This window comes from Bradyrhizobium sp. SOJA106 (genome assembly GCF_059448745.1).
Map to the genome: position 1 here is coordinate 2424970 of NZ_CM182549.1, position 24045 is coordinate 2449014.

22 protein-coding genes are annotated in these 24045 nt (G+C 65.7%); 14 read left to right on the forward strand and 8 right to left on the reverse strand.

What is annotated here, in order from left to right:
* The first annotated feature begins 15 nt into the window (after positions 1 to 15).
* The 3 genes from AC5V87_RS10715 (at position 16) to AC5V87_RS10725 (ending at position 3134) form a co-directional block, all read left to right on the forward strand.
* Entirely contained in the window at positions 16 to 471 is a 456-nt protein-coding gene (locus AC5V87_RS10715) for a VOC family protein (protein WP_495370936.1), read from the forward strand.
* Between the two features lie 75 nt (positions 472 to 546).
* Complete coding sequence (gene rnhB, locus AC5V87_RS10720) at positions 547 to 1407, forward strand: ribonuclease HII (RefSeq protein WP_456840144.1); 861 nt, start codon at positions 547 to 549, stop codon at positions 1405 to 1407.
* Between the two features lie 218 nt (positions 1408 to 1625).
* Positions 1626 to 3134 carry a glycosyltransferase family 39 protein gene (locus AC5V87_RS10725; protein WP_495370937.1) on the forward strand — a complete coding sequence of 503 codons (1509 nt, stop codon included), beginning with the start codon at positions 1626 to 1628 and terminating at the stop codon, positions 3132 to 3134.
* A 181-nt stretch (positions 3135 to 3315) separates the two neighbouring features.
* Here AC5V87_RS10725 and AC5V87_RS10730 read toward each other — a convergent pair whose 3' ends face one another.
* Positions 3316 to 4122, reverse strand: coding sequence for a uracil-DNA glycosylase (locus AC5V87_RS10730; protein WP_495370938.1), 807 nt, complete (start codon positions 4120 to 4122; stop codon positions 3316 to 3318).
* 136 nt (positions 4123 to 4258) lie between these two features.
* Here AC5V87_RS10730 and AC5V87_RS10735 point away from each other — a divergent pair, with 136 nt between their 5' ends.
* The 3 genes from AC5V87_RS10735 to AC5V87_RS10745 all read left to right on the forward strand — a co-directional run bounded on the left by AC5V87_RS10735 (position 4259) and on the right by AC5V87_RS10745 (position 8991).
* Positions 4259 to 5920 (forward strand): electron transfer flavoprotein-ubiquinone oxidoreductase, encoded by a 1662-nt coding sequence (locus AC5V87_RS10735; RefSeq protein WP_456840141.1) that lies wholly within the window; start codon positions 4259 to 4261, stop codon positions 5918 to 5920.
* Positions 5921 to 6225: 305 nt separating this feature from the next.
* Positions 6226 to 8022 carry a tetratricopeptide repeat protein gene (locus tag AC5V87_RS10740; RefSeq protein WP_456840140.1) on the forward strand — a complete coding sequence of 599 codons (1797 nt, stop codon included), beginning with the start codon at positions 6226 to 6228 and terminating at the stop codon, positions 8020 to 8022.
* A gap of 84 nt (positions 8023 to 8106) precedes the next feature.
* The gene (locus AC5V87_RS10745) at positions 8107 to 8991 is read left to right on the forward strand and encodes a 4-(cytidine 5'-diphospho)-2-C-methyl-D-erythritol kinase (protein ID WP_495370939.1); all 885 of its coding nucleotides are present in this window, start codon (positions 8107 to 8109) and stop codon (positions 8989 to 8991) included.
* 126 nt (positions 8992 to 9117) lie between these two features.
* Here the strand turns inward: AC5V87_RS10745 and AC5V87_RS10750 are convergent, their stop codons facing one another.
* The 5 genes from AC5V87_RS10750 to AC5V87_RS10770 all read right to left on the reverse strand — a co-directional run bounded on the left by AC5V87_RS10750 (position 9118) and on the right by AC5V87_RS10770 (position 13859).
* Positions 9118 to 9996 carry an alpha/beta fold hydrolase gene (locus AC5V87_RS10750; RefSeq protein WP_495370940.1) on the reverse strand — a complete coding sequence of 293 codons (879 nt, stop codon included), beginning with the start codon at positions 9994 to 9996 and terminating at the stop codon, positions 9118 to 9120.
* Positions 9989 to 10621 carry a LysE family translocator gene (locus tag AC5V87_RS10755; RefSeq protein WP_495370941.1) on the reverse strand — a complete coding sequence of 211 codons (633 nt, stop codon included), beginning with the start codon at positions 10619 to 10621 and terminating at the stop codon, positions 9989 to 9991. Before AC5V87_RS10755 ends, AC5V87_RS10750 begins: the two co-directional genes overlap by 8 nt.
* Before the next feature lie 44 nt (positions 10622 to 10665).
* Positions 10666 to 11928 (reverse strand): beta-ketoacyl-ACP synthase II, encoded by a 1263-nt coding sequence (fabF, locus tag AC5V87_RS10760; protein WP_495370942.1) that lies wholly within the window; start codon positions 11926 to 11928, stop codon positions 10666 to 10668.
* Position 11929: 1 nt separating this feature from the next.
* Positions 11930 to 12445 carry a winged helix-turn-helix transcriptional regulator gene (locus tag AC5V87_RS10765; protein WP_456840135.1) on the reverse strand — a complete coding sequence of 172 codons (516 nt, stop codon included), beginning with the start codon at positions 12443 to 12445 and terminating at the stop codon, positions 11930 to 11932.
* A 406-nt stretch (positions 12446 to 12851) separates the two neighbouring features.
* A complete protein-coding gene (locus AC5V87_RS10770; RefSeq protein WP_456840134.1) occupies positions 12852 to 13859 on the reverse strand; it encodes a polyprenyl synthetase family protein in 1008 nt (335 codons plus the stop codon).
* A 133-nt stretch (positions 13860 to 13992) separates the two neighbouring features.
* Here AC5V87_RS10770 and AC5V87_RS10775 point away from each other — a divergent pair, with 133 nt between their 5' ends.
* From AC5V87_RS10775 to glyS, 6 genes are all read left to right on the forward strand, one after another.
* On the forward strand, positions 13993 to 14220 hold the full coding sequence (locus AC5V87_RS10775) for a putative signal transducing protein (RefSeq protein ID WP_456840133.1): 228 nt from the start codon (positions 13993 to 13995) through the stop codon (positions 14218 to 14220).
* Positions 14213 to 14980, forward strand: coding sequence for a tRNA1(Val) (adenine(37)-N6)-methyltransferase (locus AC5V87_RS10780; protein WP_495370943.1), 768 nt, complete (start codon positions 14213 to 14215; stop codon positions 14978 to 14980). Before AC5V87_RS10775 ends, AC5V87_RS10780 begins: the two co-directional genes overlap by 8 nt.
* A 216-nt stretch (positions 14981 to 15196) precedes the next feature.
* The gene (locus AC5V87_RS10785; RefSeq protein WP_456840131.1) at positions 15197 to 16105 is read left to right on the forward strand and encodes a S49 family peptidase; all 909 of its coding nucleotides are present in this window, start codon (positions 15197 to 15199) and stop codon (positions 16103 to 16105) included.
* A gap of 115 nt (positions 16106 to 16220) precedes the next feature.
* Positions 16221 to 16412: a hypothetical protein gene (locus tag AC5V87_RS10790; RefSeq protein WP_028178670.1), complete on the forward strand. Its 192-nt coding sequence runs from the start codon at positions 16221 to 16223 to the stop codon at positions 16410 to 16412.
* A gap of 191 nt (positions 16413 to 16603) precedes the next feature.
* Positions 16604 to 17542, forward strand: a complete 939-nt coding sequence (locus tag AC5V87_RS10795) for a glycine--tRNA ligase subunit alpha (protein WP_495370944.1) — start codon at positions 16604 to 16606, stop codon at positions 17540 to 17542.
* Positions 17542 to 19641 (forward strand): glycine--tRNA ligase subunit beta, encoded by a 2100-nt coding sequence (gene glyS, locus AC5V87_RS10800; protein WP_495370945.1) that lies wholly within the window; start codon positions 17542 to 17544, stop codon positions 19639 to 19641. Before AC5V87_RS10795 ends, glyS begins: the two co-directional genes overlap by 1 nt.
* 274 nt (positions 19642 to 19915) lie before the next feature.
* On the opposite strand, the gene AC5V87_RS10805 is transcribed toward glyS, so the two are convergent.
* Complete coding sequence (locus tag AC5V87_RS10805; protein ID WP_495370946.1) at positions 19916 to 20269, reverse strand: DUF1236 domain-containing protein; 354 nt, start codon at positions 20267 to 20269, stop codon at positions 19916 to 19918.
* A 225-nt stretch (positions 20270 to 20494) separates the two neighbouring features.
* On the opposite strand from AC5V87_RS10805, the gene AC5V87_RS10810 reads away from it, so the two are divergent.
* A complete protein-coding gene (locus AC5V87_RS10810) occupies positions 20495 to 20650 on the forward strand; it encodes a DUF3096 domain-containing protein (protein ID WP_074077234.1) in 156 nt (51 codons plus the stop codon).
* A gap of 96 nt (positions 20651 to 20746) precedes the next feature.
* On the forward strand, positions 20747 to 23701 hold the full coding sequence (ppdK, locus tag AC5V87_RS10815; RefSeq protein ID WP_495370947.1) for a pyruvate, phosphate dikinase: 2955 nt from the start codon (positions 20747 to 20749) through the stop codon (positions 23699 to 23701).
* Between the two features lie 182 nt (positions 23702 to 23883).
* Here ppdK and AC5V87_RS10820 read toward each other — a convergent pair whose 3' ends face one another.
* Complete coding sequence (locus tag AC5V87_RS10820; RefSeq protein ID WP_495370948.1) at positions 23884 to 24036, reverse strand: hypothetical protein; 153 nt, start codon at positions 24034 to 24036, stop codon at positions 23884 to 23886.
* Positions 24037 to 24045: the final 9 nt, after the last annotated feature.

The window sequence follows — 24045 nt, forward strand, 5'->3', positions numbered from 1 at the left end:
ACGAAGGGGCGTCGCATGAGCAAGGAACTCCCGGCTCCGGTGCCGCGGCTCACCGTCGTCACGCTCGGCGTCAGCGACATCCGTGCCAGCATCGCCTTTTACGACGCGCTCGGCTTTGCGCGCCGGCTGAAAGGAACCGGCGAGGCCGTCGCGTTCTACGACACCGGCGGTCCGGTGCTCGCGCTCTATCCCTGGGATCAGCTCGCAGCCGACGCCAAGCTGCCCGACGATCCGAGGCCATCAACCTTCCGCGGCATCACGCTCGCCTGGAACTGCCGGACACGCGAGGAGGTCGACGCCGTGCTGTCCTTCGCCCTCGGCAAGGGCGCGGCTATGCTGAAAGCGGCGCATGAGACTGATTACGGCGGCTATTCCGGCTATTTCGCCGATCCCGACGGCCATCCCTGGGAAGTGGTGGTTGCGCCTGGCATCGAGGTCGGCGAGGACCGGCGGGTCCATCTGGCGGAGTAGGGGACGGTCTGAATAACGGGAATTGCGCGGGGTTCCCGGTTGCGCTGGCCGGATCGCTTGCGCACGATCCCGGCCATGATTCGGGACAAGTCCGCCAAGAAGCCGGCCAAAGACGCGCCCAAGGCGAGCGCCGCTGCGAAGAAGGCCACACCTGCCAAATCGGGCAAGGCGTCTGCCGTCGAGGCCGCGCCGGCCCTGCCCGGCAAGAAAGGCATCATCGCGATCGCGCCGCCGAGCTTTCGCCGCGAGCGGGCGCTGATCAAGCGCGGCATCTGGCCGGTCGCGGGCTGCGACGAGGCCGGCCGCGGGCCGCTGGCTGGTCCCGTGGTGGCAGCCGCCGTGATTCTCGATCCCGACCGCATCCCGCGCGGCATCGACGATTCCAAGCGCCTGACCGCGGAAGAGCGCGAAAAGCTGTTCGACAAGATCTGCGCCACCGCGCAGGTGTCGGTCGCCGTCGCTTCGCCGTCGCGAATCGACCGCGACAACATTTTGCGCGCCTCGCTGTGGGCCTTGAAGCGCGCCGTGGTGGCGCTGCCGGAAGCGCCCCGCCACGTCTTCGTCGACGGCCGCGACCGGCTCGATACGGCTTGCGACTGCGAGGCCGTGATCGGCGGCGACGGCATCGTGCTGTCGATCGCCGCCGCCTCGATCGTCGCCAAGGTGACGCGCGACCGCCTGATGTGCGCGCTGGCGCAGGACTGCCCCGGCTACGGTTTCGAGCAGCACAAGGGCTATGCCGTCCCCGAGCATCTCGAGGCGCTCGATCGCCTTGGTCCCAGCGTCCACCACCGCAGCTTCTTCGCCCCCGTCGCCGCCGCCCGCGCCAAGCACATGCCCTGGACCGTCGAGCCGGTGCAGGATTTGTTCTCGGTGAGCGAGGTCGAGGTGCAGGTGGAAGCGAGCGTCGAGGTCGATATTTCAGCAAATCTCTAGGGCCTAGCCCCGCAGCTTCCGAATTGTCATGACCGGGCTTGACCCGGTCATCCACGTCTTTCTTGCGGCTTGAAGAACGGGGATGCCCGGGACAAGCCTGGACAAGCCCGGGCATGACGAGCAGACGGTCGTTGCCACAACGCGCAGCGCCCATTATCAAAACAGGTGTGAGCGAATAGGGCCGGCTGGACGGGTTGGCTGCATCTTTCGGACGTTGCATGCGGTTTACCTCCCTGGTCATCGAGCTCATTCGCGCCCGGCCGCGGCTGATCGTGTGGATCGCCGTGCTGCTCCAGGCTTTGATGTGGCTGTTCGTGGCGCTGGCGTTCTATCGCAGCCCGCCCGGCAGCCTTGCGACGCTGCTGGCGTTCGGCCGCGAATACCAGGTCGGTACGGATCTGGGCCCGCCGCTGCCGATCTGGCTCGCTGATATCGCCTACCGCGCCGCCGGCGGCCACGTGTTCGGCGTCTATGTGCTGGCCCAGCTCTGCGAGATCGCGACCTTCATCGCGCTCTACCATCTCTCGCGTGCCGTGGTCGGCTCGCAGCAGGCGGTGCTCGCCGTGCTCCTGACCATGACGGTGCTGGCCTTCTCCTCGCCCGCGCTCGACTTCGGCCCGCTGGTCCTGGCGCGGCCGCTCTGGGCGCTGCTGCTGCTGCATTCCTGGCAGATCATCGGCCAGCGCCGCGGCAACGCCTGGTTCGCCTGGTCGATCGAGGCCGGCCTGCTGCTGCTGACCACGCCTGCCGCGATCTTCCTCCTGCTGCTGATCGTCGTCTTCGCGCTCGCGACCGCCGGTGGCCGTCGCACGCTGCGCTCGCTCGACCCGCTGTTTGCGCTGATCGTCGTCGCGGTGCTGGCGCTGCCCTATGCGGTCTGGCTGATGCGCGCCGAGACGTTTGTAATGCCGGCCTTGCCGCAAGTCACGGAGCTCAGCGCCCGCGCGATCCATGCGGCCTGGTTGCTCGGCGGGCTCGTGCTCGGCGCGGCGGCGATCCCGGCGCTGACCTTCCTCAACACCGGCCTGTTCGTCGCCAAGGGCGAGGAGGCGCCGATCATTTTCCGCCCGCCGGTCGAGCCGCTCGGGCGCAACTTCGTTTACTTCTTCGCCCTGGCGCCGGCGCTCGGCGCGGTGCTGATCTCGGGCCTGCTCGGGCTCGACTCCGTCGTCGGCGGCCCCGGCGTCGTGCTGGTGATGTCCGGGCTTGCCGTGGTGGTCGCGGCCGGCGACCTCATTGCGATGCGCCGCGCGCGGATGCTGCGGACGGTGTGGGCTGCCGCCGTCGCCGCGCCGGCCGCCGGCGTCGTGCTCGCCGTGCTGTTCCTGCCCTGGACCGGCACCAATGAGATCGCAACCTCGATGCCGGCGCGTGCGATTTCGGATTTCTTCGACGAGAGCTTCGCCCGCCGCACCAACCATCGCCTGCGCGCGGTCGCCGGCGAGACCCAGCTTGCCAGCCTGATCACGCTGCATTCCGGCCGGCCGCATCTGTTCATCGATGCCCAGCCTTCGCGGACGCCGTGGATGAGCCAGGCCAAATTCAGCGAGACCGGCGGCGTCGTGGTCTGGCGCGCCTCCGACACCGCCGGCACCCCGCCGCCGGAGATCCTCGCGCGCTTTCCCGGCATCGTGCCGGAAGTGCCGCGTGCGTTCGAATGGCTGGTCAATGGTCGACAGGGATTGCTGCGCATCGGCTGGGCGATCGTGCGGCCGAAGGGGTCGTGAGACGGGTCTCTCGTGCCCCGGACGCAGCGCAGCGCTGTCCTGGCGATGCGAAGCATCGTCCAGTTCGGCGGTGCGCCGCCGAGCCGGGGCCCATCTCACCGCATTGGACTGTATCGCGATCTGGGTCCCGGCCCTGCGAAGCAGCACCATGGCGCTGCATCGCGTCCGGGACACGAGAGTGTCATCCCGCCAGCACCTTCGCGATCGCGCGCAGATCCTGCCAGGCCAGCCGCTTGTACGCCGGCGAGCGCAAGAGGTAGGCCGGGTGAAACGTCGGCAGCGCGCGGATGGTGCGCTGGCCGGTCTCGTACTCGAACCAGCGGCCGCGCGTGCGCATGATACCCTCGCGCGTCGACAGCAGCGTCTGCGTCGAGGGATTGCCGAGCGTCACCAGCACGTCGGGATTCACCAGCTCGATCTGGCGCTGGATGAAGGGCAGGCAGATCTGCGTCTCCTGCGGCGTCGGCGTGCGGTTGCCGGGCGGCCGCCAGGGAATAACGTTGGCGATGTAGGCGGTGGTGCGGTTGAGGCCTATGGCGCCGATCATCAGGTCGAGCAGCTTGCCGCTGCGCCCGACGAACGGCAGTCCCTCGATGTCCTCGTCGCGGCCTGGCGCCTCGCCGACGAACATGATGCGCGCCTGCGGATTGCCGTCGGCGAACACCAGCCGCGTCGCCGTGTGCTTCAGTGCGCAGCCCTCGAAGTTTTGCATCAGCTCGCGCAAGGCATCGAGCGTCGGCGCGGTGCGCGCGGCCTCGCGTGCGGACGCGATGGCGACATCGGGCGCAGGTGCGGCCTCGCCGCGCATCACCGCAGGCGCGGCGACCGGCCGCGGTGCCTCGACCGGCGGTGCCGCGCGCGGGGCCGGAGGCGGAGCGTCCAATTCCGCCAGGCGGTCGATCGGCTCCTCCGCGAGCGCGCAGTCGACCCCGGCCTCCAGATAGAAGGCGAGAAGCTCTCGAACGGTGGGTGCGGGCTCGGGGACCATTTGGAAAGTCAGACTATTAGTTCATCTTAAGGCGCCTTGCATCCCAGCGGAACGCATTTCCGTGGTTGTCCTACCCGGAAAAATCGGAAACAAGGGAGCGCAAATGACAAGGAACCGTCTCAAGGGCTGAGATCAGATGAGCACCGAAGAACTTCCCCCGCGCGAATCCATGGAATTCGACGTCGTCATCGTCGGCGCCGGCCCCTCGGGCCTGGCCGCGGCGATCCGGCTGAAGCAGCTCAACGCCGATCTCAGCGTCGTCGTCGTCGAAAAGGGATCCGAGGTCGGCGCACACATCCTTTCGGGTGCGGTGATCGATCCGATCGCGCTCGACAAGCTGATCCCCGACTGGCGCGAGGATCCCGACTGTCCTTTGAAGACGCAGGTCAAGGACGACCACTTCTACTGGATGTTCGGCGACAACCGCATCAAGCTGCCGAACTTCGCGATGCCGTCGCTGATGGACAATCATCACTGCTACATCGGCTCGCTCGGCAATGTCTGCCGCTGGCTCGCGCCCAAGGCGGAAGCACTCGGCGTCGAGATCTATCCCGGCTTTGCCGCGACCGAGGTGCTCTATGACGAGAAGGGCGCGGTGCGGGGCATCGCGACCGGCGACATGGGCATCGCCAAGGACGGCACGCACAAGGATTCCTACACCCGCGGCATGGAGCTGCTCGGCAAGTACACGCTGTTTGCCGAAGGCGCCCGCGGCTCGCTGTCGAAGCAATTGATCGCGAAGTTCGCACTGGACGCCAAGAGCGAGCCGCCGAAGTTCGGCATCGGCCTGAAGGAAGTCTGGCAGATCGATCCGGCCAAGCACAAGAAGGGCCTGATCCAGCACTCGTTCGGCTGGCCGCTCAACAATTCCACCGGCGGCGGCTCGTTCCTCTATCACTACGACGACAACCGCGTCGCGGTCGGCTTCGTCGTGCATCTCAACTACGACGATCCGTATCTGTCGCCGTTCGATGAATTCCAGCGCTTCAAGACCCATCCCTCGATCCGCGACGTGTTCGAGGGTGGCAAGCGTCTCGCCTACGGTGCGCGCGCCATCACCGAAGGCGGCTACCAGTCGGTGCCGCGCCTGACCTTCCCGGGCGGTGCGCTGGTCGGCTGCGCCGCGGGCTTCGTCAACGTTCCCCGGATCAAGGGCGTCCACAACGCGATGGGCACCGGCATGCTCGCCGCCGAGCATGTCGCCGCCGCGCTCGCCGAAGGCCGCGCCAATGACGAGGTCGTCGCCTACGAGAACGCCTGGCGCGACTCGGCTGTCGGCAAGGACCTGTTCAGGATCCGCAACGTCAAGCCGCTGTGGTCGAAGTTCGGCACGCTTCTCGGCGTCCCCCTTGGCGCGCTCGACATGTGGACCAACCAGCTGTTCGGCATCTCGCTGTTCGGCACCCTGCCGCACGGCAAGCCCGATCGCGCCACGCTTGATCCGGCCAAGAACCACGCACCGAAGAACTATCCGAAGCCGGACGGAAAAATCTCTTTCGACAAGCTGTCCTCGGTGTTCCTGTCGAACACCAATCACGAGGAGGACCAGCCGGTCCATCTGAAGGTCACGGACATGAACCTGCAGAAGACCTCGGAGCACGACGTGTTCGCCGGTCCCTCGAGCCGCTATTGCCCGGCCGGCGTCTATGAGTGGATCGAGGAGAGTTCCGGCCCGCGCTTCCAGATCAACGCTCAGAACTGCGTTCACTGTAAAACCTGCGATGTGAAGGACCCCAACGGCAACATCACCTGGGTTCCTCCGGAGGGCGGCGGCGGGCCGAACTACGAGGCGATGTAATCCGGGGGTAGCCACGGCCGATGTGACCGAGGTTACGCGTCCCGCCATTGTGACGCACGTTCGCGTGAGAACCGGGCTGCCACGGCGGTCCGTGGTCACGATAAGGCCATACTGGCAGCGTCTTGGGGCGTTGTCGGCCGATTTGGGACCTGCGGAGGGGATCGCGTGCCCGAATCCTTGCGGTGAAGCGCCAAAAGCGGCATTGTCGGCCCGACGGTTCCGGGTCCCGATGCCACCGGCCGCGTTCGCATGCGAGACGGCCTTCTGCTGCAAACCCAGGCACTACCAACTCAAGGCGAGCCCTGATGTTTTCATATCGTTTCAACCGCTGGACTGTTGCCGCCATCGCCCTCATGGGCACCGCGATCGCGACGGTCCCCGGCGCGGTCCTGGCGCAGACGCCGGACCATCCGTCCGACACGGCGGCGCAGTTTCCGACCCGGAACGATCTGAAGTCGCTCACCACTGCCGGCAGCTATCTCGCCGCCCGCCACGCCAGCGTCGAGCGCGATGCGGCCTCGGCGGCTGCGTTTTACCGCTCGGCCTTGCGCGCCGATCCGAAGAACAACGAGCTGCTCGACCGCGCCTTCATCTCGTCGGTCGCCGACGGCGACATCGACGAAGCGGTCAAGCTCGCCGAGCGCATCCTCACCATCGACAAGACCAACCGCGTCGCGCGCCTCGTCGTCGGCGTGCATGATCTCAAGCTGAAGAAGTACGCGACCGCGCAGAGCAACATCAATCAGTCGATCCGCGGTCCGATCACCGATCTCGTCGCCACGCTGCTGTCGGGCTGGGCCGCCTATGGCGCCGGCGATGCCAAGGGCGGTGTTGCCGCCATCGACAAGCTCGCCGGTCCGGAATGGTATCCGCTGTTCAAGGATCTCCACGCTGGCATGATCCTCGAGCTCTCGGGCAAGGAGAAGGACGCCGGCACCCGCTTCGAGCGCGCCTACAAGCTCGACGATTCCATGCTGCGCGTGACCGAGGCCTATGCGCGCTGGCTGTCGCGCAACAAGGATTCGGCTGCAGCGACCAATGTCTACCAGGCGTTCGACAAGAAGCTCGCCCGCCATCCGCTGATCGTGGAGGGGTTGCGCGACACGAAGGCCGGCAAGAAGCTGCCGCCGCTGGTCGATTCCGCACAGGCCGGCGCGGCCGAAGCGCTGTACGGCATTGGCGCCACACTGACCCGCCGCGGCGGCGAGGATCTGGCGCTTGTCTATCTCCAGCTCTCGCTCTACCTGCAGCCCAGCCATCCGCTGGCGCTGCTCTCGCTCGCCGATCTCTACGAATCGGTGAAGCGGCCGCAGATGGCGATCAAGGTCTATGAGCGCGTGCCGGCGTCCTCGCCGCTCAAGCGCAACGCGCAGATCCAGCTCGCCATTGACCTCGATTCCGCCGACCGCACCGACGAGGCGATCAAGATCCTCAAGGGCGTCACCACTGAGGATTCCAAGGATCTTGAAGCCATCATGGCGCTCGGCAATATCGAGCGCGGCCGCAAGCGGTTCGGCGATTGCGGCGCGACCTATTCGCAAGGGATCGACGTGCTGCCGGCCGGCAACGACAAGGCCAACAGCGTCTGGTATTACTATCGCGGCATCTGCGAGGAGCGCTCCAAGCAGTGGGCCAAGGCCGAAGCCGACATGAAGAAGGCGCTGGAGCTGCAGCCCGACCAGCCGCACGTCCTCAACTATCTCGGCTATTCCTGGATCGACCAGGGAGTGAATCTCGACGAGGGCATGAAGATGATCAAGCGCGCCGTCGAGCAGCGTCCCGACGACGGCTACATCGTCGACTCCCTCGGCTGGGCCTATTACCGCATCGGCAATTACGAGGAGGCGGTGAAGAACCTCGAGCGCGCGATCGACCTCAAGCCCGAGGATCCCACCATCAACGACCATCTCGGCGACGCCTATTGGCGCGTCGGCCGCACGCTGGAGGCCAAATTCCAGTGGTCGCATGCGCGCGATCTCAAGCCCGAGCCGGAAGAGCTGCCGAAGATCGAGGCCAAGATCGCCAATGGTCTCACCGACGACAATTCGAATTCTTCTGCGGCGCAGGCCGAGAAGAAGAAGGACGACGGCAAGGGCGGTTGAGCCGGGCGCATGATCCGGAAAAGTGTGTGGCGGTTTTCCGCAAAGATCATGCGCAAAGGAATTTGTTCTGGGGGCTGATCGCCAATGCCGGCGTTGATTGAAGAAGGGCGCGCGAAGGTCAATTTGAGCCTTCGCGTCGTTGGCCGTCGTGCCGACGGCTATCATGATCTCGAAAGCGTGGTCGCTTTTGCCGACTGCGTCGACCGGCTCACGCTGGAGCCGGGCGATGAGCTGAAGCTCACTACCACGGGGCCGCTGGCTGCCGCCTGCGGCGATACCGCTGACAATCTCGTGCTCAAGGCGGCCAAGCTGTTGGCCGAAGCCGTGCCGGACCTGAAGCTCGGCGCCTTCGCGCTCGACAAGGTGCTGCCGGTTGCAGCCGGCATCGGCGGCGGCTCGGCCGATGCCGCTGCGGCGCTGCGGCTCTTGGCGCGTCTCAACAATCTCTCGCTCGACGATCCCCGCTTGCAGAAGGTCGCGCTCGCGACCGGCGCGGACGTGCCGGTGTGCCTGCTCTCGCGCGCCTGCGACATGACCGGCGTCGGCGAGCAGCTGCTGCCGCTCGCGCTGCCGAGCATGCCCTGCGTGATGGTCAATCCGCGCCTGCCTGTTGCGACCAAGGACGTGTTTCAGGCGCTGGGCCTGCGCAACGGCGAGCTTCTGGTCGGCGCCACCTCCGTCCTCGAAGCGCCGGCCTGGCCGGACGAGGGCGCCTCGATCGCCGATTGGGTCGACGTTCTCGAAACCGTCGCCAACGATCTCGAAGCGCCCGCGATGCGCATCGAGCCCGTGATCGGCGAGGTGCTGGAAGCGCTGCGCTCTTCCGCCGGCGTCAAGCTCGCCCGCATGTCCGGCTCCGGCGCGACGTGCTTTGCGGTCTACGGTGCGGCGACTGATGCCCATGCCGCCGCTGAACGGATTCGCCGTGACCACCCCGGCTGGTGGGTGCATGCGGGGACGTTGAGCTAGGTAATTTCCGCGGCGACGGTGCCGTAGGGTGGTCAAAGGCGCGACGCGCGGTGCCCACCGTCAACCGAGATTTGAACGGGTAGATTGGTGGGCACGCTTCGCTTTTGCCCACCTACGGCAGCGGGCCTAACCGCCGCTGTCCGCGGCCAAACCCAAAAACCGCCGGATCTCGCCCAGCACTTCCTGCGGTTTGTCATGCTGCAGCCAGTGCCCGGCGCCCGCTATCGTCTCAATGCGCGCCTGCGCGAAATAGCGCTCCAGACCTGCTCCCCTGGTGCCGGCGAGAAAGCTTTCGCCGGCATTGAGCAGCAGTGTCGGGCAGTTGATCCGCGACCACAGCGCGACGTGATCGTTCGGCCAGAGCCGGTGCGGCGCACTGGCGCGCTGATAGGGATCGAACTTCCAGCTGTAGGTGCCGTCCTCGTTCTGCCGCGCGCCGTGGGTGGCGAGATGCAGTGCGAGCTCGCGCGACAGCCGCTTGTTGTGCAGCACCATCTGCGCGGCCGCGTCTTCCAGGGTCGCATAGCGGCGCGGCGTGCGGTCGTGCAGTCGGTCGAGCTGGCTCACCCATTTGCCGATGCGCTCATGCACCGGTGGCTTCGGTGAATCCGGCAGCATGGTGATGCCGTCGAGCACGACGAGCTTGGTGACCAGCTCGGGAAACGATCCTGAAAAGATCAGGCTCACCATGCCGCCCATGGAATGGCCGACGAGAGTGACTTGAGGTGCGGCGATCGTCCGAACCAGCTGCGCGAGATCGTAGACATACTCCGTCAGCGCATAGCTGCCGCCACGCGTCCAGTCGGAATCGCCGTGGCCGCGCAGATCGGGCGCGATCACGTGAAAATGCGGCTGGAGCGATCGCGCGATGACGTCCCAACTGCGGCAATGATCGCGGCCGCCATGGACCAGGATGAGAGGCGGCGCGCCCGCGTTGCCCCAATCGGCATAATGCAGCCGCAGGCCGTGCGATTCATAGAAGCGGCTTTGCGGCGCGCTAGCCATTTGCCGGCCGCCGCGCCAGCGCGAGCGAGAGGCCGAGGCCGGCGATGAAAACGCCGGAGCCCTGTGTAAGGCGCCGCATCAGATGCGGCTGTCCGATCAGCTGCGTGCGCGTCGCCGAGGCCATCAGCACCACGACGACGTCGGCGAGCGTGTTCAGCGCCACTGAGATCGTACCCAGCATGATGAATTGCAGCGTCGGGCTCGATCCCGCGGGGTCGAGGAATTGCGGAATGAAGGCGAGGAAGAACGCGGCGGTCTTGGGGTTCAGCGCCTCGACCAGCACGCCGTCGCGAAACGCGCGCTTGTCGCCGACGGCTTCGCTCTCCAGCGACATCGCGCGGCCAGCGCTGCGGAACGTCTTGATGCCGAGCCAGACCAGATAGAGCGCGCCGACGAATTTCACCGCGCCGAACAGCTCCGCGCTGGCGAGGATGATCGCGGAGATGCCGAGGCTGCCGGCGAGGACATGGACCATGCCGCCGAGCGCCGTGCCCGCGGTCGAGGCAAAGCCGCTGGCGCGCCCTTCCGACAAGGTGCGCGCCGCGACATAGAAAATGCCGGGGCCGGGAATTGCCGCAATGAGGAATGCTGCGGCCAGGAACAGCCAGAAATTGGTGTCGATCATCCTGTTTTCGTAGCGCAGCGCGCCACGATTGCAAGGCCTCTCGTTCAGCCCATCCGGCGGAAGATCGCGCTGGCATTGACCCCGCCGAAGCCAAATCCGTTCGAGATGGCGTGCCGCATCGGCATCGGCCGCGCGTTGCCTGAGACGATGTCGATGCCGTCGGCGCTCGCGTCGGGGTTTTCGAGATTGAGCGTCGGCGGCGCGATCTGGTCGCGCAATGCGAGGATGGTGAAGATCGCTTCCAGGCCGCCGGCCGCGCCGAGCAGATGACCGGTGGCCGATTTGGTCGCGCTGACGGCGATGTTTCGGTTGCGGCCGAACAGCGCGCCGATGGCGCCGAGTTCGCTCTCGTCGCCGGCGGGCGTCGAGGTCGCATGCGCGTTGAGGTGCTGCAGATCGCCGGGCTCCAGCCGCGCCTGCCGCAGCGCCAGCTCCATGGCGCGGCGGGCGCCGTCGCCGTCGGGCGGACCCGATGTCATGTGATAGGCATCCGCCGTCGTGCCGTAGCCGACGATCTCCGCGATCGGCGTCGCCCCGCGCGCCAGCGCATGCTCGAGATCCTCGATCACGAGGATGCCGGCGCCTTCGCCCATGACAAAGCCGTCGCGTTCGCGGTCGAACGGGCGCGAAGCGCGTGCGGGCTCGTCGTTGAAGCCGCTTGAGAGCGCGCGTGCGGCGGCAAAGCCGCCGAGGCTGACGATATCGATGCAGGCCTCCGCGCCGCCGCAGATCGCGACATCGGCTTCACCCGCGCGGATCATGCGCGCGGCATCGCCGATCGCCTGCACGCCCGCGGCGCACGCGGTGACAGGCGTGCCCAGCGCACCCTTGTAGCCGTATTTGATCGAGACATGGCCGGCGGCGAGATTGGCGAGGAAGGAGGGGATCGTGAACGGCGACAGCCGCCGCGCGCCGCGCTGCTCGGTGATGCGCACGGCTTCCGCCATCGCTGGAAAGCCGCCGACGCCGGAGGCGATGATCGTCGCGGTCCGCTCCAGCGCGCTTGCATCCTGCGGCGTCCATTTGGCCTGCGTCACCGCTTCAGCGGTGGCGAGCAGCGCGAACAGGATGAAACGGTCCATCTTGCGCTGGTCTTTTGGCGCAGCGGCCTCTCCCGGATCGAATCCGCCGTCGGCATCATCGGCCTTGTCGGGCACGAGGCCGGCGATGCGTGCGGGCAATGATTGCGCCCATTCGGGCAGCGGTCGCAGTCCGCTCTGGCCGGCAAGCAGCCGGCGCCACGACAATTCGACACCGCAGCCGAGCGGCGACACCGCGCCCATGCCTGTCACGACGATACGACGCATGTCAGTCTCCAGCCGGCGCGACGGCCGGGTTCATGGCTTTGAGCGAAGCGAGCCGTGCGCGCATGCCGCGGCTGGCGCGGGGCCCCGGAATGGCGACCGTATTGGCGAGCGTGATCGGACGCATGTCGCTCGCATTGACGACGACCGGGTCGAGTGGACGGATGCCGTCCCGGCTCGCCAGCAGGATGGATTCGCCTTTCGGCGCGAGGTGCTTGTTGCCCCAGGCGAGCAGCGCGGCGACCACGGGAAAGAAGTCGCGCGCCTTGTCGGTCAGCACATATTCGTAGCGCGGCGGGCGTTCGTGATAGCGGCGGCGCGCGAACATGCCGCTCCTGGTGAGATGCGCAAGCCGCCGCGACAAGATGTTCGGCGCAATCCCGAGGCTCTGTTGGAATTCGTCGAACTTCGTCGCGCCCTGAAACGCATCCCGCAGGATCAGGATGCTCCACCACTCGCCAACCGTCTCCACGGCACGGCCGACCGGGCATTCCAGGATGGATGGGGATTTGGGTTGCATGGGCGAAAGGTAGGGAATTGACTTGCAAAATGCAAGTGACTGGGAAGCAACTGTCGTGCGGGTGGAGGGACGATGAAGAATTTGGAGTTAGTTCGCTGGTGAGATGGGATAGGAGAGCGATGCGTGTGTTGCCGCGGGCCCAAATGGTGAGATGTGCTGGACAACCGCTCTCGTGCCCCGGACGCAGCGCAGCGCTTCTTCAGCGGTGCTCTGCAGAGAGCCGGGCCTATGTTGCTGATCGCTCGGTGCTACGTGGGTCCCGGCTCAGCGCAGCAGCGTTTCACGCTGCAGCGCGTCCGGGACACGAGAGATGTGCTGTTGCGCCAAACTCCGTGCAGCTGTCGGTCGCCGTCCCCTGAGGTTGCAACACGAGCGACGCGGTCGCCGCGCTTGTCGAGCCTCGCGCCTAATGCGACCTTGCCAGACAGAACGCCACCACCTGCTCCAGCGCGCTCTTCATCGGCGAGGGCGGGAACAGCGCCAGGGCGTCCACGGCCATGGCGCCGTAATGCTGGGCGCGGCTCAGCGTGTCCTCGAGCGCGCGGTGCTTGTTCATCAGGCCGATGGCGTGGTCGAGATCGGCATCGCCGATCTCGCCGCGCTCGAGCGCGCGGATCCAGAAGCCGCGCTCGGTGTCGTTGCCGCGCCGGAAGGCGAGCACCACGGGCAGGGTGATCTTGCCCTCGCGGAAATCATCGCCGGTGTTCTTGCCGAGCTTCGCGCTCTTGCCGCCATAGTCGAGCACGTCGTCGACGAGCTGGAAGGCGATGCCAAGATTCATGCCGACGGAGCGGCAGGCGGTCTGCTCCGCCTTTGGGCGGTTGGCGATGACGGGCCCGACCTCGCAAGCGGCTGCGAACAATTCGGCGGTCTTGCCGCGGATCACGGCGAGATATTCATCCTCGGTGGTCGCGGTGTTCTTGGCGGCGGCAAGCTGCATCACCTCGCCTTCGGCGATGGTGGCGGCAGCCGCGGACAGGATGTCGAGCGCGCGGAGCGAGCCGACCTCGACCATCATGCGGAACGCCTGTCCGAGCAGGAAGTCGCCGACCAAGACGCTCGCCTCGTTGCCCCAGAGCATGCGCGCTGACAATTTGCCGCGGCGCATCTCGCTCTCGTCGACGACGTCGTCGTGGAGCAGGGTTGCGGTATGCATGAACTCGACGGACGCGGCGAGCTTGATATGGCCGTCGCCGGTGTAGCCGGCGAGGTTGGCCATGGCGAGCGTCAGCATCGGCCGCAGGCGCTTGCCGCCGGAGGAGATCAGGTGGTTGGCGACCTCGGGGATCATGGTTACGTCTGAGCCGGTCCGCGACAGGATCGTGGCGTTGACGCGTTCCATGTCGGGAGCGACAAGGGCAACCAGCTCTTCGATCGACGCGCCGGGAGTTTCGAAAGGTACGATGACGGCCACGCCGGTCTCCAATATTTGCCCCGGAGGGGCTATTCTGATGGAAAGACAATAGAAACTGGCAGCGGATGCGGCAAGGCCCGCGGAACCATTGACATTTGCCGCTTAAGCCCCTTTCAGGCAGGAGACCTGCGTTTTGCGTGAACTGGTTCGGACCAACGACATGGTGCTGGTGTCGGCGATCGGCGCGCTGCTCGACGGCGCCAATATCCATCATCTGGTGCTGGACCAGAACATGAGCATCATCGAGGGCTCGCTCGGCATTTTGCCGCGGCGGATCCTGGTCCATGAGGACGACGCCCAGGAGGCCCGGCAGATCCTGACCGAGGCGGGTCTCAGCCACGAACTGCGCGGCGATGAGTGAGGTTTTGGCAGACATCACCGAGGACGCCTTTCTCGGCGGGCAGTTGCTCCTGAAGCAGAAGCGCAGCGGACATCGCGCCGGCCATGACGCCATTTTGCTGGCGGCGGCGACCGAGCCGAAGGCGGGCGACCGCGTCGTCGATCTCGGCGCCGGCATCGGCGCGGCTGGGCTCGCGCTGGCGCGCCGCGTCGAGGGGATCAGGCTCAGCCTGGTCGAGATCGATCCGGAACTGGCGGAGCTGGCGCGCGCCAATGCGGCGGCAAACGTGATCGCTGCCGAGGCTATCGTGCTCGACGTCACCGCGGATGCGCAGACCTTCGCGGCAAATGACCTGCCGCCCGACAGTGTCGACGTGGTGCTGATGAATCCGCCCTTCAACGATCCTGCACGGCACCGCGTCTCGCCCGATCAGGCGCGCCAGATCGCGCATGTCGCGACCGACGAGACGCTGCATGCCTGGGTGCATGCAGCACGGCGCATCCTCCGATCGAATGGCGCGCTCACCTTGATCTGGCGTGCAGATGGAATCGGCGATGTCTTGGCAGCGCTGTCACGCGGCTTCGGGGGCCTCGCGATCCTGCCGATTCATGGCGAAGCGGGACGGCCCGCGATCCGCGTGCTGGTCCGCGCCGTCAAGGGCGGTCGGGCGCCGACGCGATTGCTGCCGGGCCTCGTGCTCAACGATGCGTCACGCGTGCCTAAAAAAGAGGTCAGCGATATTCTGGAGGGGAGGGCGGCCTTGCCGCTGGCGGAGCCGTGATCGCTTACTGGGGAAGCGACTCCGACTGCTGTTCTTGCGGGGACGTAAAGCGAATCGCCGTGAAAAGCGCACCGATCAGCATCAACAGCAGATAGATCTTCATGGCGTTTCCTCCGCTGCTTCATTGCAGCTTCCCTACGCGGATTCTGCAAAACACGTTCCAGGCACCTTCAATGACAGTCGCGTGATAAGAAATGGTTAAACAGAGGTAACGGCATGGCCGAACAATTGAACGATCGAGACAGTTCCGGCCTGGCCGACAAGCTCATGGAATATCTGCCGGCGCGCTTTCGCCCCGGCACGGCTGTGGTGCCGGTGGTGCGGCTCTCGGGCGTGATCGGCGCGGTGACGCCGTTGCGGCCGGGCATGACGCTCGCCGGGGTAGCGCGAATCCTGGAGCGGGCGTTTTCTTATCGGAACGCCAAGGCGGTGGCGCTGGTGATCAATTCGCCCGGCGGCTCGCCGGTGCAGTCGCGCCAGATCTACTTGCGCATCAAGCAGCTCGCGGCGGAGAAGAAGCTTAAGGTCCTGGTGTTCGTCGAGGACGTCGCGGCCTCCGGCGGCTACATGATCGCCTGCGCAGGCGACGAGATCATTTGCGATCCATCCTCCATCCTCGGCTCGATCGGCGTGGTCGGCGGCAGCTTCGGTTTCCAGGACGCGATCAAGCGACTCGGTATCGAGCGGCGGCTCTATACCGCCGGCGCGCACAAGGCGATGCTCGATCCCTTTCTGCCCGAGAATCCGGATGACGTCGCCAAGCTGAAGGCGATCCAGCGCGAGATCCACCAGATATTCATTTCGCTAGTGAAGGACAGCCGCGGCGTAAGGCTGAAGGGCAATGACGACACGCTCTTCACGGGAGAGTACTGGGCTGGCGAGAGCGCGATCGCGCTGGGGCTCGCCGATGGCATCGGTGATCTCCGCTCAACTCTTCGTGCCCGCTACGGCGACAAGGTTCTCACCCCCGTGATTGCCCAGCCGACCGGACTTCTCTCCGGCCTTTTTGGGCGGAAAGCGCCCGGCGCGGGGCAGCTTTTGGCCATGGAATCAATGGCCGGGCTGCCGGACGAGCTGATCTCGGCGGTCGAGACGCGAGCGATTTGGGCGAAATTCGGGTTCTAAGACGCGCCCTCCCGCGCCATTTGGTCCAAGGGGAATCGAAGCCGAGCCAATTGCGGCGTAGCCCCGACTGCGCGACAATGCATGTGGGGGCTGAGCACTAGACAAGGATCGACCGATGCCGCCGTTCGTCGCTTTCGCAGGCGTCCTGGGCGGGCTTGCCGTGGTCCGCTGGGCCTACAAGACCGCCGTCCGCATCAACCAGGAGCTGGAGGAAATGCGCCTGTCGCGCGTTGCTGAAGCCGCCCGCATGGGGGACATCCAGACGTTGAAGCGTGACCCCGTGACCGGAGCTTATAGGCCGGGTTAACCGCACTTTTCCATACGCACCGTCATTCCGGGGCGCCCGAAGGGCGAACCCGGAATCTCGAGATTCCGGGCTCGATGCTCTCGCATCGCCCCGGAATGACAGCCATTTCCGCCCCCTTCGCCTTGATTCCCATCCCCGCCGTCGATACGGTCCCGCGCGATTCAAACCCCCCGCGAGAGCCCGATCTGACGATGGACGCCTCATTGCCCGCCCATATGCGCCCGGAACGTTCGTTCCAGGGCTTCATCCTCGCGCTCCAGCGGTTCTGGGCTGAGCAGGGTTGCGTGATCCTGCAGCCCTACGACATGGAGATGGGCGCAGGCACCTTCCATCCGGCGACCACGCTCCGCGCGCTCGGGCCAAAGCCCTGGAACGCAGCCTATGTGCAGCCCTCGCGCCGCCCCAAGGACGGGCGTTACGGCGAGAATCCGAACCGGCTGCAGCACTACTACCAGTTCCAGGTGATCATGAAGCCGTCGCCGCCGAACCTTCAGGAGCTGTATCTGAAGTCGCTTGCCGCGATCGGCATCGATTCCGCCGTGCACGACATCCGCTTCGTCGAGGACGATTGGGAGAGCCCGACGCTCGGCGCCTGGGGCCTCGGCTGGGAGTGCTGGTGCGACGGCATGGAGGTGAGCCAGTTCACTTACTTCCAGCAGGTCGCCGGCTTCGAATGCGCCCCTGTCGCGGGCGAACTGACCTACGGGCTCGAGCGCCTCGCGATGTATGTGCAGGGCGTCGACCGCGTCTACGACCTCAACTTCAACGGTCGCGAGGGCGATCAGAAGGTCACCTATGGCGACGTCTTCCTGCAGGCCGAGCAGGAATATTCGTGGCACAATTTTGAAGTCGCCGACACCGCGATGCTGTTCGAGCAGTTCAAGATGGCCGAGGCGGCTTGCCGGAAATATCTCGACGCTGGCTGGCGCGAAGGAAGTAACAGCAAGCAGCACCTGATGGCACTGCCGGCCTATGACCAGTGCATCAAGGCAAGCCATGTCTTCAACCTGCTCGACGCGCGCGGCGTGATCTCGGTGACGGAGCGGCAGAGCTACATCTTGCGTGTGCGCGAATTGGCAAAAGCCTGCGGCGAGGCCTGGATCCACACTGAAGCGGGCGGAGTGGCCTGATGCCCGAACTTTTGCTTGAACTGTTCTCGGAAGAAATCCCCGCGCGCATGCAGGCCAAGGCGGCCGACGATCTGCGCCGCATGGTCACCGACAAGCTCGTCGCCGAGGGTCTCGTCTACGAAGGCGCGAAAGCCTTCGCGACGCCACGCCGCCTCGCGCTGACCGTGCACGGCATCCCCGCGCGCCAGCCTGATCTGAAGACCGAGCGTCGCGGCCCGAAGGTCGGCGCGCCCGATGCGGCCGTGCAGGGTTTTTTGAAAGCGACGGGTCTCAAATCGCTCGATGAAGCCAAGATCCAGCGCGACCCGAAGGGTGATTTCTACATCGGCTTGATCGAGAAGCCCGGACGCGATGCGATCGACGTGCTCGCGGAAATCCTGCCCGTGATCATCCGCACCTTCCCCTGGCCGAAATCGATGCGTTGGGGCGCGCGCTCGGGCAAGCCGGGCTCGCTGAGCTGGGTACGTCCGCTGCACGCGATCACCGCGATCTTCGGGCTCGAGACCGAAGAGCCCGATGTCGTGAAGTTCGAGGTGGATGGCATCGAGGCCGGCCAGACGACTTACGGCCACCGCTTCATGGCCCCTGGCGCGATCTCCGTGCGCCGCTTCGAGGACTACGAGGCCAAGCTGAAGGCGGCCAAAGTCATCCTCGACCCGCAGGCGCGCAAGGACATCATCTTCGCCGACGCCAAGGAGCTGACCTTCGCGCAGGGCTTCGAGCTGGTCGAGGATCAGGTGCTGCTCGACGAGGTCTCGGGCCTCGTCGAGTGGCCCGTCGTCATGATGGGATCGTTCGAGGAAGAATATCTCGCGATCCCGGACGAAGTGATCCGCGCCACCATCCGCAACAACCAGAAGTGCTTCGTCGTCAAGGATCCCAAGACGGGCAAGCTGACCAACAAGTTCGTCCTCACCGCCAATATCGAGGCGGCCGACGGCGGCAAGGTCATCGTATCAGGCAATGAGCGCGTGATCCGTCCGCGCCTGTCGGATGCGAAGTTCTTCTATGAGACCGACCTGAAGACGAGGCTCGAGGACCGACTGCCGAAGTTCGAGCAGATCGTGTTCCACGAGAAGCTGGGAACGCAGGCCGCGCGCATCAAGCGCATCGAGCGGCTAGCGACCGAGATCGCGCCGCTGGTCGGCGCGGATGTTGCGAAGGCCAAGCGCGCCGCGCATTTGGCGAAGGCCGACTTGCTCACCGAGGTCGTCGGCGAATTCCCGGAAGTTCAGGGCTTGATGGGCAAGTACTATGCGCTGGCCCAGGGCGAGGACGCGTCTGTCGCTGCGGCTTGCGAGGAGCACTACAAGCCGCAAGGGCCGGCGGATCGCGTCCCGATTGATCCGGTCAGTGTTGCGGTGGCGCTTGCCGACAAGCTCGATACGCTTGTTGGCTTCTGGGCCATCGACGAAAAGCCGACGGGATCGAAGGACCCCTATGCGCTGCGTCGTGCGGCGCTGGGTGTGATCCGATTGATCGCCGAGAATGCGCTACGTTTGTCGCTGATGAAGGTGGCGGCGTCCGCGCTCGCCGGCTTGTCGGTGCAGCCCGCGGACGCGCAGACGCTCCCGAGCGATCTGCTCGCCTTCTTCGCCGACCGCCTCAAAGTCCAGCTTCGCGAGCAGGGCGCCCGTTACGATCTTGTCGATGCTGTGTTCGCGCTTGGCGGCCAGGACGATCTGTTGATGATCGTCCGCCGCGTCGAGGCGCTCGGACAATTCCTCGACAGCGACGACGGCAGGAACCTGCTCGCCGGCACCAAGCGCGCCAGCAACATTCTCACGATCGAGGAGAAGAAGGACAAGCGCACCTTTGATGGCACACCCGATGCTGCGCTCTACAGCCTCGCCGAGGAGAAGGCGCTGGCGAAAGCGATCGGCGAGGTGAAGGGGGAGGCAAGCGCCGCCGTCGCCAAGGAAGACTTTGCCGCCGCGATGAGCGCGATGGCGAAGCTGCGTCCGCCGGTCGATGCGTTCTTCGACAAGGTGCGCGTCAATGACGACGATGCGAAGGTGCGCGAGAACCGCCTGAAACTGCTCAACGAGATCCGCAGCGCCACGCGTGCGGTGGCGGATTTCTCGAAGATCCAGGATTGAGGCGCGGTCGCGCGGCAAATACCACTGTCATTCCGGGGCGGTGCGCAGTACCGAACCCGGAATCTCGAGATTCCGGGTTCACGCTTCGCGCGCGCCCGAATGACGTCGCAAAAAAGCCCCGCCCGGCGGGGGGAGGACCGGGCAGGGCCTGATGTCCGATTTAATACTGCTCGCGCCAGCCTGATGTGACGCGCCGGACATCGAGTTGATCGACAGCGCTTTCGCGCGAAGCGGAGACCGGTTCGCGTGAAGAACAACGCGTCCAGACACCAGCCTAGTCCAGCACCTCGACGATGCGGCGCGAACGCGGCTCGACCAACACGGTCTCGCCGTTCACGACGGTGTAGCGATAGGTGGTGGCGCCGAAACGTTGCGGCACGTCATAATAGGTGATGCCGGTCTCCGGTAAGGTGGCGCCGACCACCACGCGATCCGGGATACGGAAGGCCGGCACACGTTGTTCGACGACGTATTCGCGGAAGGCCGGTCGCTGTTCGATTGCGATGGTTGGGCCAGAATCGACTACGACAGGCGCGCGTCCGATTGTGACCCCGCTTTGCGCTTGCGCCGCCAAGGGCGAGCCGATCGCGGCCGCAAGCGCTGCAAGAGCAAGAATCCTGTTCCGCATGGGAAACTCCTTCGACGTGATCCTTCGGGAAGCGCGAGTAGCGCAACCGGTTGCCAATGCGTGCCTCTTCGCAATGTTCCGGGGAAAGCCCTGCCGCATCAGCGGCAATTTCGGGCAGTTTTCGTGAGTGGCGGGAACCGGCCTGGCGCTTGCGCGTCTCTACTCGCGGAACCGGGGCCGCTATGATCCGGCCGCGATTCGCCTCACCTCAGGGAAAGATAGTTCATGCACATCACCGTCGCCCACATTTCGCCGATCCTGTCGTTGATTGCGGGCGTGCTCATCCTCATCATGCCGCGGCTGCTCAACCTGATCGTCGCGATCTTCCTCATCATCAATGGCGCGATCGGGCTTGGGCTCCTGAAGTGGCTTCACCTCTAGGGGTTCACTTTCCGGAACAGTCCGACTTGCGCGGGCCCGCCCAAAATGGTGTAAGGCCCGCGATTTCCCCTCCCTCTCGCAGGTTGTGTGCAAGCCATGGCCAAAGCCGCCTCGAAGCCCAATAAAACTTCAGCGAAATCAAAGTCTTCCGCTGCCGCGAAAGCCGCGCCGCCAGCCCGCAAGGCACTGGCCAAGAGCGCCCCGAAGTCGGTTGCTAAGCCTGCAGCCAAGCCCGCAGCCAAGTCGGCTGCGAAACCCGCTGCCAAAGCTGCAAAGGCTGCGACCAAGCCGGCTGCGCCGAAGACGGCTGCCCCGGCCAAGGCTGCCCCCGCCAAGGCTGCCCCCGCCAAGGCTGCGCCGGCTGCGGTCAAGGCCGGCAAATGGGTGTTCACCTTCGGTGACGGCAAGGCCGAGGGCCGCTCGGAGATGCGCGACCTGCTCGGCGGCAAGGGCGCCAACCTCGCCGAGATGGCCAATCTCGGCCTGCCGGTGCCTCCCGGCTTCACCATTCCGACCTCGGTCTGCACCTATTTCTACGAGCACGGCAAGACGTACCCGAAGGAGCTGAGGCCGCAGGTTGAGAAGGCGCTGGACTATGTCGGCAAGTTGACTGGCAAGGTGTTCGGCGACACCAAGAACCCGCTGCTCGTCTCCGTGCGCTCCGGCGCGCGCGCCTCGATGCCGGGCATGATGGACACCGTGCTCAATCTCGGCCTCAACGACGAGACCGTCGAAGCTCTGGCCGCGCTCTCGGGCGACCGCCGCTTCGCCTATGACAGCTATCGCCGCTTCATCACCATGTATTCCGACGTGGTGCTCGGCTTCGAGCATCATCACTTCGAGGAGATCCTCGACACCTTCAAGGACAGCCAGGGCTATTCGCTCGACACAGACCTGTCGGCCGAGGACTGGGTCGAGCTGGTCGGCAAGTACAAGGACGCCGTTGCGCGCGAGACCGGCAAGGAGTTTCCGCAGGATCCGCACGATCAGCTCTGGGGCGCGATCGGCGCGGTGTTCTCATCCTGGATGAACGCGCGCGCGGTGACCTACCGCAAGCTGCACGACATTCCGGAATCCTGGGGCACCGCGGTCAACGTGCAGGCCATGGTGTTCGGCAACATGGGCGAGACCTCGGCGACCGGCGTTGCGTTCACGCGCAATCCCTCGACCGGCGAGAGCAAGCTCTACGGCGAGTTCCTGATCAACGCGCAAGGCGAGGACGTGGTGGCGGGCATCCGCACGCCGCAGGACATCACCGAGGACGCTCGGAAAGAGTCGGGCTCCGACAAGGCGTCGATGGAATCGGCGATGCCGGAAGCCTTCAAGGAGCTGACGCGGATCTACACGCTGCTCGAGAAGCATTACCGCGACATGCAGGACATGGAGTTCACGGTCGAGCAGGGCAAGCTGTGGATGCTGCAAACCCGCGGCGGCAAGCGCACCGCGAAGGCGGCGCTGCGCATCGCGGTCGAGCTCGCCAATGAAGGCCTGATCTCGAAGAAGGAAGCGGTGACGCGGATCGATCCCGCCTCGCTCGACCAGCTCCTGCATCCGACGATCGATCCCAACGCCAAGCGCGACGTGATCGCGACCGGCCTGCCGGCTTCGCCAGGCGCGGCCTCAGGCGAGATCGTGTTCTCCTCGGACGAAGCCGCCAAGCTGCAGGGCGACGGACGCAAGGTGATCCTGGTCCGCATCGAGACCAGCCCCGAAGACATCCACGGCATGCACGCGGCCGAAGGCATCCTGACCACCCGCGGCGGCATGACCTCGCACGCGGCGGTGGTCGCGCGCGGCATGGGCAAGCCCTGCGTCTCCGGCTGCGGCACCATCCGGGTCGACTACGGCCGCGGCACCATGAGCATCGGCTCGCGCACCTTCAAGACCGGGGACGTCATCACCATCGACGGCTCGCTCGGCCAGGTGCTGGCCGGCCGCATGCCGATGATCGAACCGGAGCTGTCCGGCGAGTTCGGCACGCTGATGAACTGGGCCGACCAGGTCCGCAAGATCGGCGTGCGCGTCAATGCCGACACGCCGGAGGATGCGCGCACCGCGATCAAGTTCGGCGCCGAAGGCATCGGCCTCTGCCGCACCGAGCACATGTTCTTCGAGGAGACGCGCATCCGCACCGTGCGCGAGATGATCCTCGCCGAGGACGAGCAGGCGCGCCGCGCGGCTCTCGCAAAGCTGCTGCCGATGCAGCGCGCCGACTTTGTCGAGCTGTTCGAGATCATGAAGGGCCTGCCCGTCACGATCCGGCTGCTCGATCCGCCGCTGCACGAGTTCCTGCCGCACACCCATGCCGAGGTCGAGGAAGTGGCGCGAGCCATGAACACCGATCCGCGGCGCCTCGCCGATCGCGCACGCGAGCTCTCGGAGTTCAATCCGATGCTCGGCTTCCGCGGCTGCCGCATCGCGATCGCCTATCCTGAAATCGCCGAGATGCAGGCGCGCGCGATCTTCGAGGCGGCGGTCGAGGCGCAGAAGCGCACCGGCAAGGCCGTCGGCCTCGAGGTGATGGTGCCGCTGATCGCAACCAAGGCCGAGCTCGATCTGGTCAAGGCGCGCATCGATGCTACCGCGCAGTCGGTGATGCGCGACGCCAACACCAAGCTCGCCTATCAGGTCGGCACCATGATCGAGCTGCCGCGCGCCTGCCTGCTCGCGGCCGAGATCGCTCAGTCGGCCGAGTTCTTCTCGTTCGGCACCAACGATCTCACGCAGACGACCTACGGCATCAGCCGCGACGACGCGGCGAGCTTCCTTGGTCCCTACGTGGCGAAGGGTATCCTCTCGGTCGATCCCTTCATCGCGCTCGACCAGGAAGGCGTCGGCGAGCTCGTCAAGATCGGCGTCGCGCGCGGCCGCAAGACGCGTGCCTCGCTCAAGGTCGGCATCTGCGGCGAGCACGGCGGCGATCCCGCCTCGGTCGCCTTCTGCCACAATATCGGCCTCGACTACGTCTCCTGCTCGCCCTATCGCGTGCCGATCGCACGGCTTGCCGCAGCGCAGGCCGCGCTCGGCAAGGCGATCGCGAGCCAGGCGTAAGCGCGAAGCGCACGATTGGATTGAGAGAGGCGGGGTTTGGCTCCGCCTCTTTTCATTTTGCGCGCCGCTGCATCCATACTGTCATTGCGAGCGCAGCGAAGCAATCCAGACTGTCTCTGCGGCAAGACTCTGGATTGCTTCGCTGCGCTCGCAATGACCAGTTTGTGGGATGCACTTGCCGCTCACTCGCTGTCATCGCCCGGCTTGACCGGGCGATCCAGTACGCCGAGATAGCAGTGATAGAAGCAATAGGCCGCGGCGTACTGGATGCCCCGCCTTCGCGGAGCATGACACTCGTTGCGGAGAAGCATCTCGTGCTTATGCCGGGAACTCATCACGCGTCC

Bases quoted from the DNA above. Each gene is read 5' to 3' on its own strand.
- fabF (WP_495370942.1), bottom strand. From the start codon at position 11,928: ATGCGTCGTATCGTCGTGACAGGCATGGGCGCGGTGTCGCCGCTCGGC.
- AC5V87_RS10805 (WP_495370946.1), bottom strand. From the start codon at position 20,269: ATGCGGAACAGGATTCTTGCTCTTGCAGCGCTTGCGGCCGCGATCGGC.
- AC5V87_RS10740 (WP_456840140.1), top strand. From the start codon at position 6,226: ATGTTTTCATATCGTTTCAACCGCTGGACTGTTGCCGCCATCGCCCTC.
- AC5V87_RS10725 (WP_495370937.1), top strand. From the start codon at position 1,626: ATGCGGTTTACCTCCCTGGTCATCGAGCTCATTCGCGCCCGGCCGCGG.
- AC5V87_RS10785 (WP_456840131.1), top strand. From the start codon at position 15,197: ATGGCCGAACAATTGAACGATCGAGACAGTTCCGGCCTGGCCGACAAG.
- AC5V87_RS10795 (WP_495370944.1), top strand. From the start codon at position 16,604: ATGGACGCCTCATTGCCCGCCCATATGCGCCCGGAACGTTCGTTCCAG.
- AC5V87_RS10745 (WP_495370939.1), top strand. From the start codon at position 8,107: ATGCCGGCGTTGATTGAAGAAGGGCGCGCGAAGGTCAATTTGAGCCTT.
- AC5V87_RS10730 (WP_495370938.1), bottom strand. From the start codon at position 4,122: ATGGTCCCCGAGCCCGCACCCACCGTTCGAGAGCTTCTCGCCTTCTAT.
- AC5V87_RS10810 (WP_074077234.1), top strand. From the start codon at position 20,495: ATGCACATCACCGTCGCCCACATTTCGCCGATCCTGTCGTTGATTGCG.
- rnhB (WP_456840144.1), top strand. From the start codon at position 547: ATGATTCGGGACAAGTCCGCCAAGAAGCCGGCCAAAGACGCGCCCAAG.
- AC5V87_RS10790 (WP_028178670.1), top strand. From the start codon at position 16,221: ATGCCGCCGTTCGTCGCTTTCGCAGGCGTCCTGGGCGGGCTTGCCGTG.
- AC5V87_RS10715 (WP_495370936.1), top strand. From the start codon at position 16: ATGAGCAAGGAACTCCCGGCTCCGGTGCCGCGGCTCACCGTCGTCACG.
- AC5V87_RS10780 (WP_495370943.1), top strand. From the start codon at position 14,213: ATGAGTGAGGTTTTGGCAGACATCACCGAGGACGCCTTTCTCGGCGGG.
- AC5V87_RS10750 (WP_495370940.1), bottom strand. From the start codon at position 9,996: ATGGCTAGCGCGCCGCAAAGCCGCTTCTATGAATCGCACGGCCTGCGG.
- glyS (WP_495370945.1), top strand. From the start codon at position 17,542: ATGCCCGAACTTTTGCTTGAACTGTTCTCGGAAGAAATCCCCGCGCGC.
- AC5V87_RS10765 (WP_456840135.1), bottom strand. From the start codon at position 12,445: ATGCAACCCAAATCCCCATCCATCCTGGAATGCCCGGTCGGCCGTGCC.
- ppdK (WP_495370947.1), top strand. From the start codon at position 20,747: ATGGCCAAAGCCGCCTCGAAGCCCAATAAAACTTCAGCGAAATCAAAG.
- AC5V87_RS10820 (WP_495370948.1), bottom strand. From the start codon at position 24,036: ATGAGTTCCCGGCATAAGCACGAGATGCTTCTCCGCAACGAGTGTCAT.
- AC5V87_RS10755 (WP_495370941.1), bottom strand. From the start codon at position 10,621: ATGATCGACACCAATTTCTGGCTGTTCCTGGCCGCAGCATTCCTCATT.
- AC5V87_RS10735 (WP_456840141.1), top strand. From the start codon at position 4,259: ATGAGCACCGAAGAACTTCCCCCGCGCGAATCCATGGAATTCGACGTC.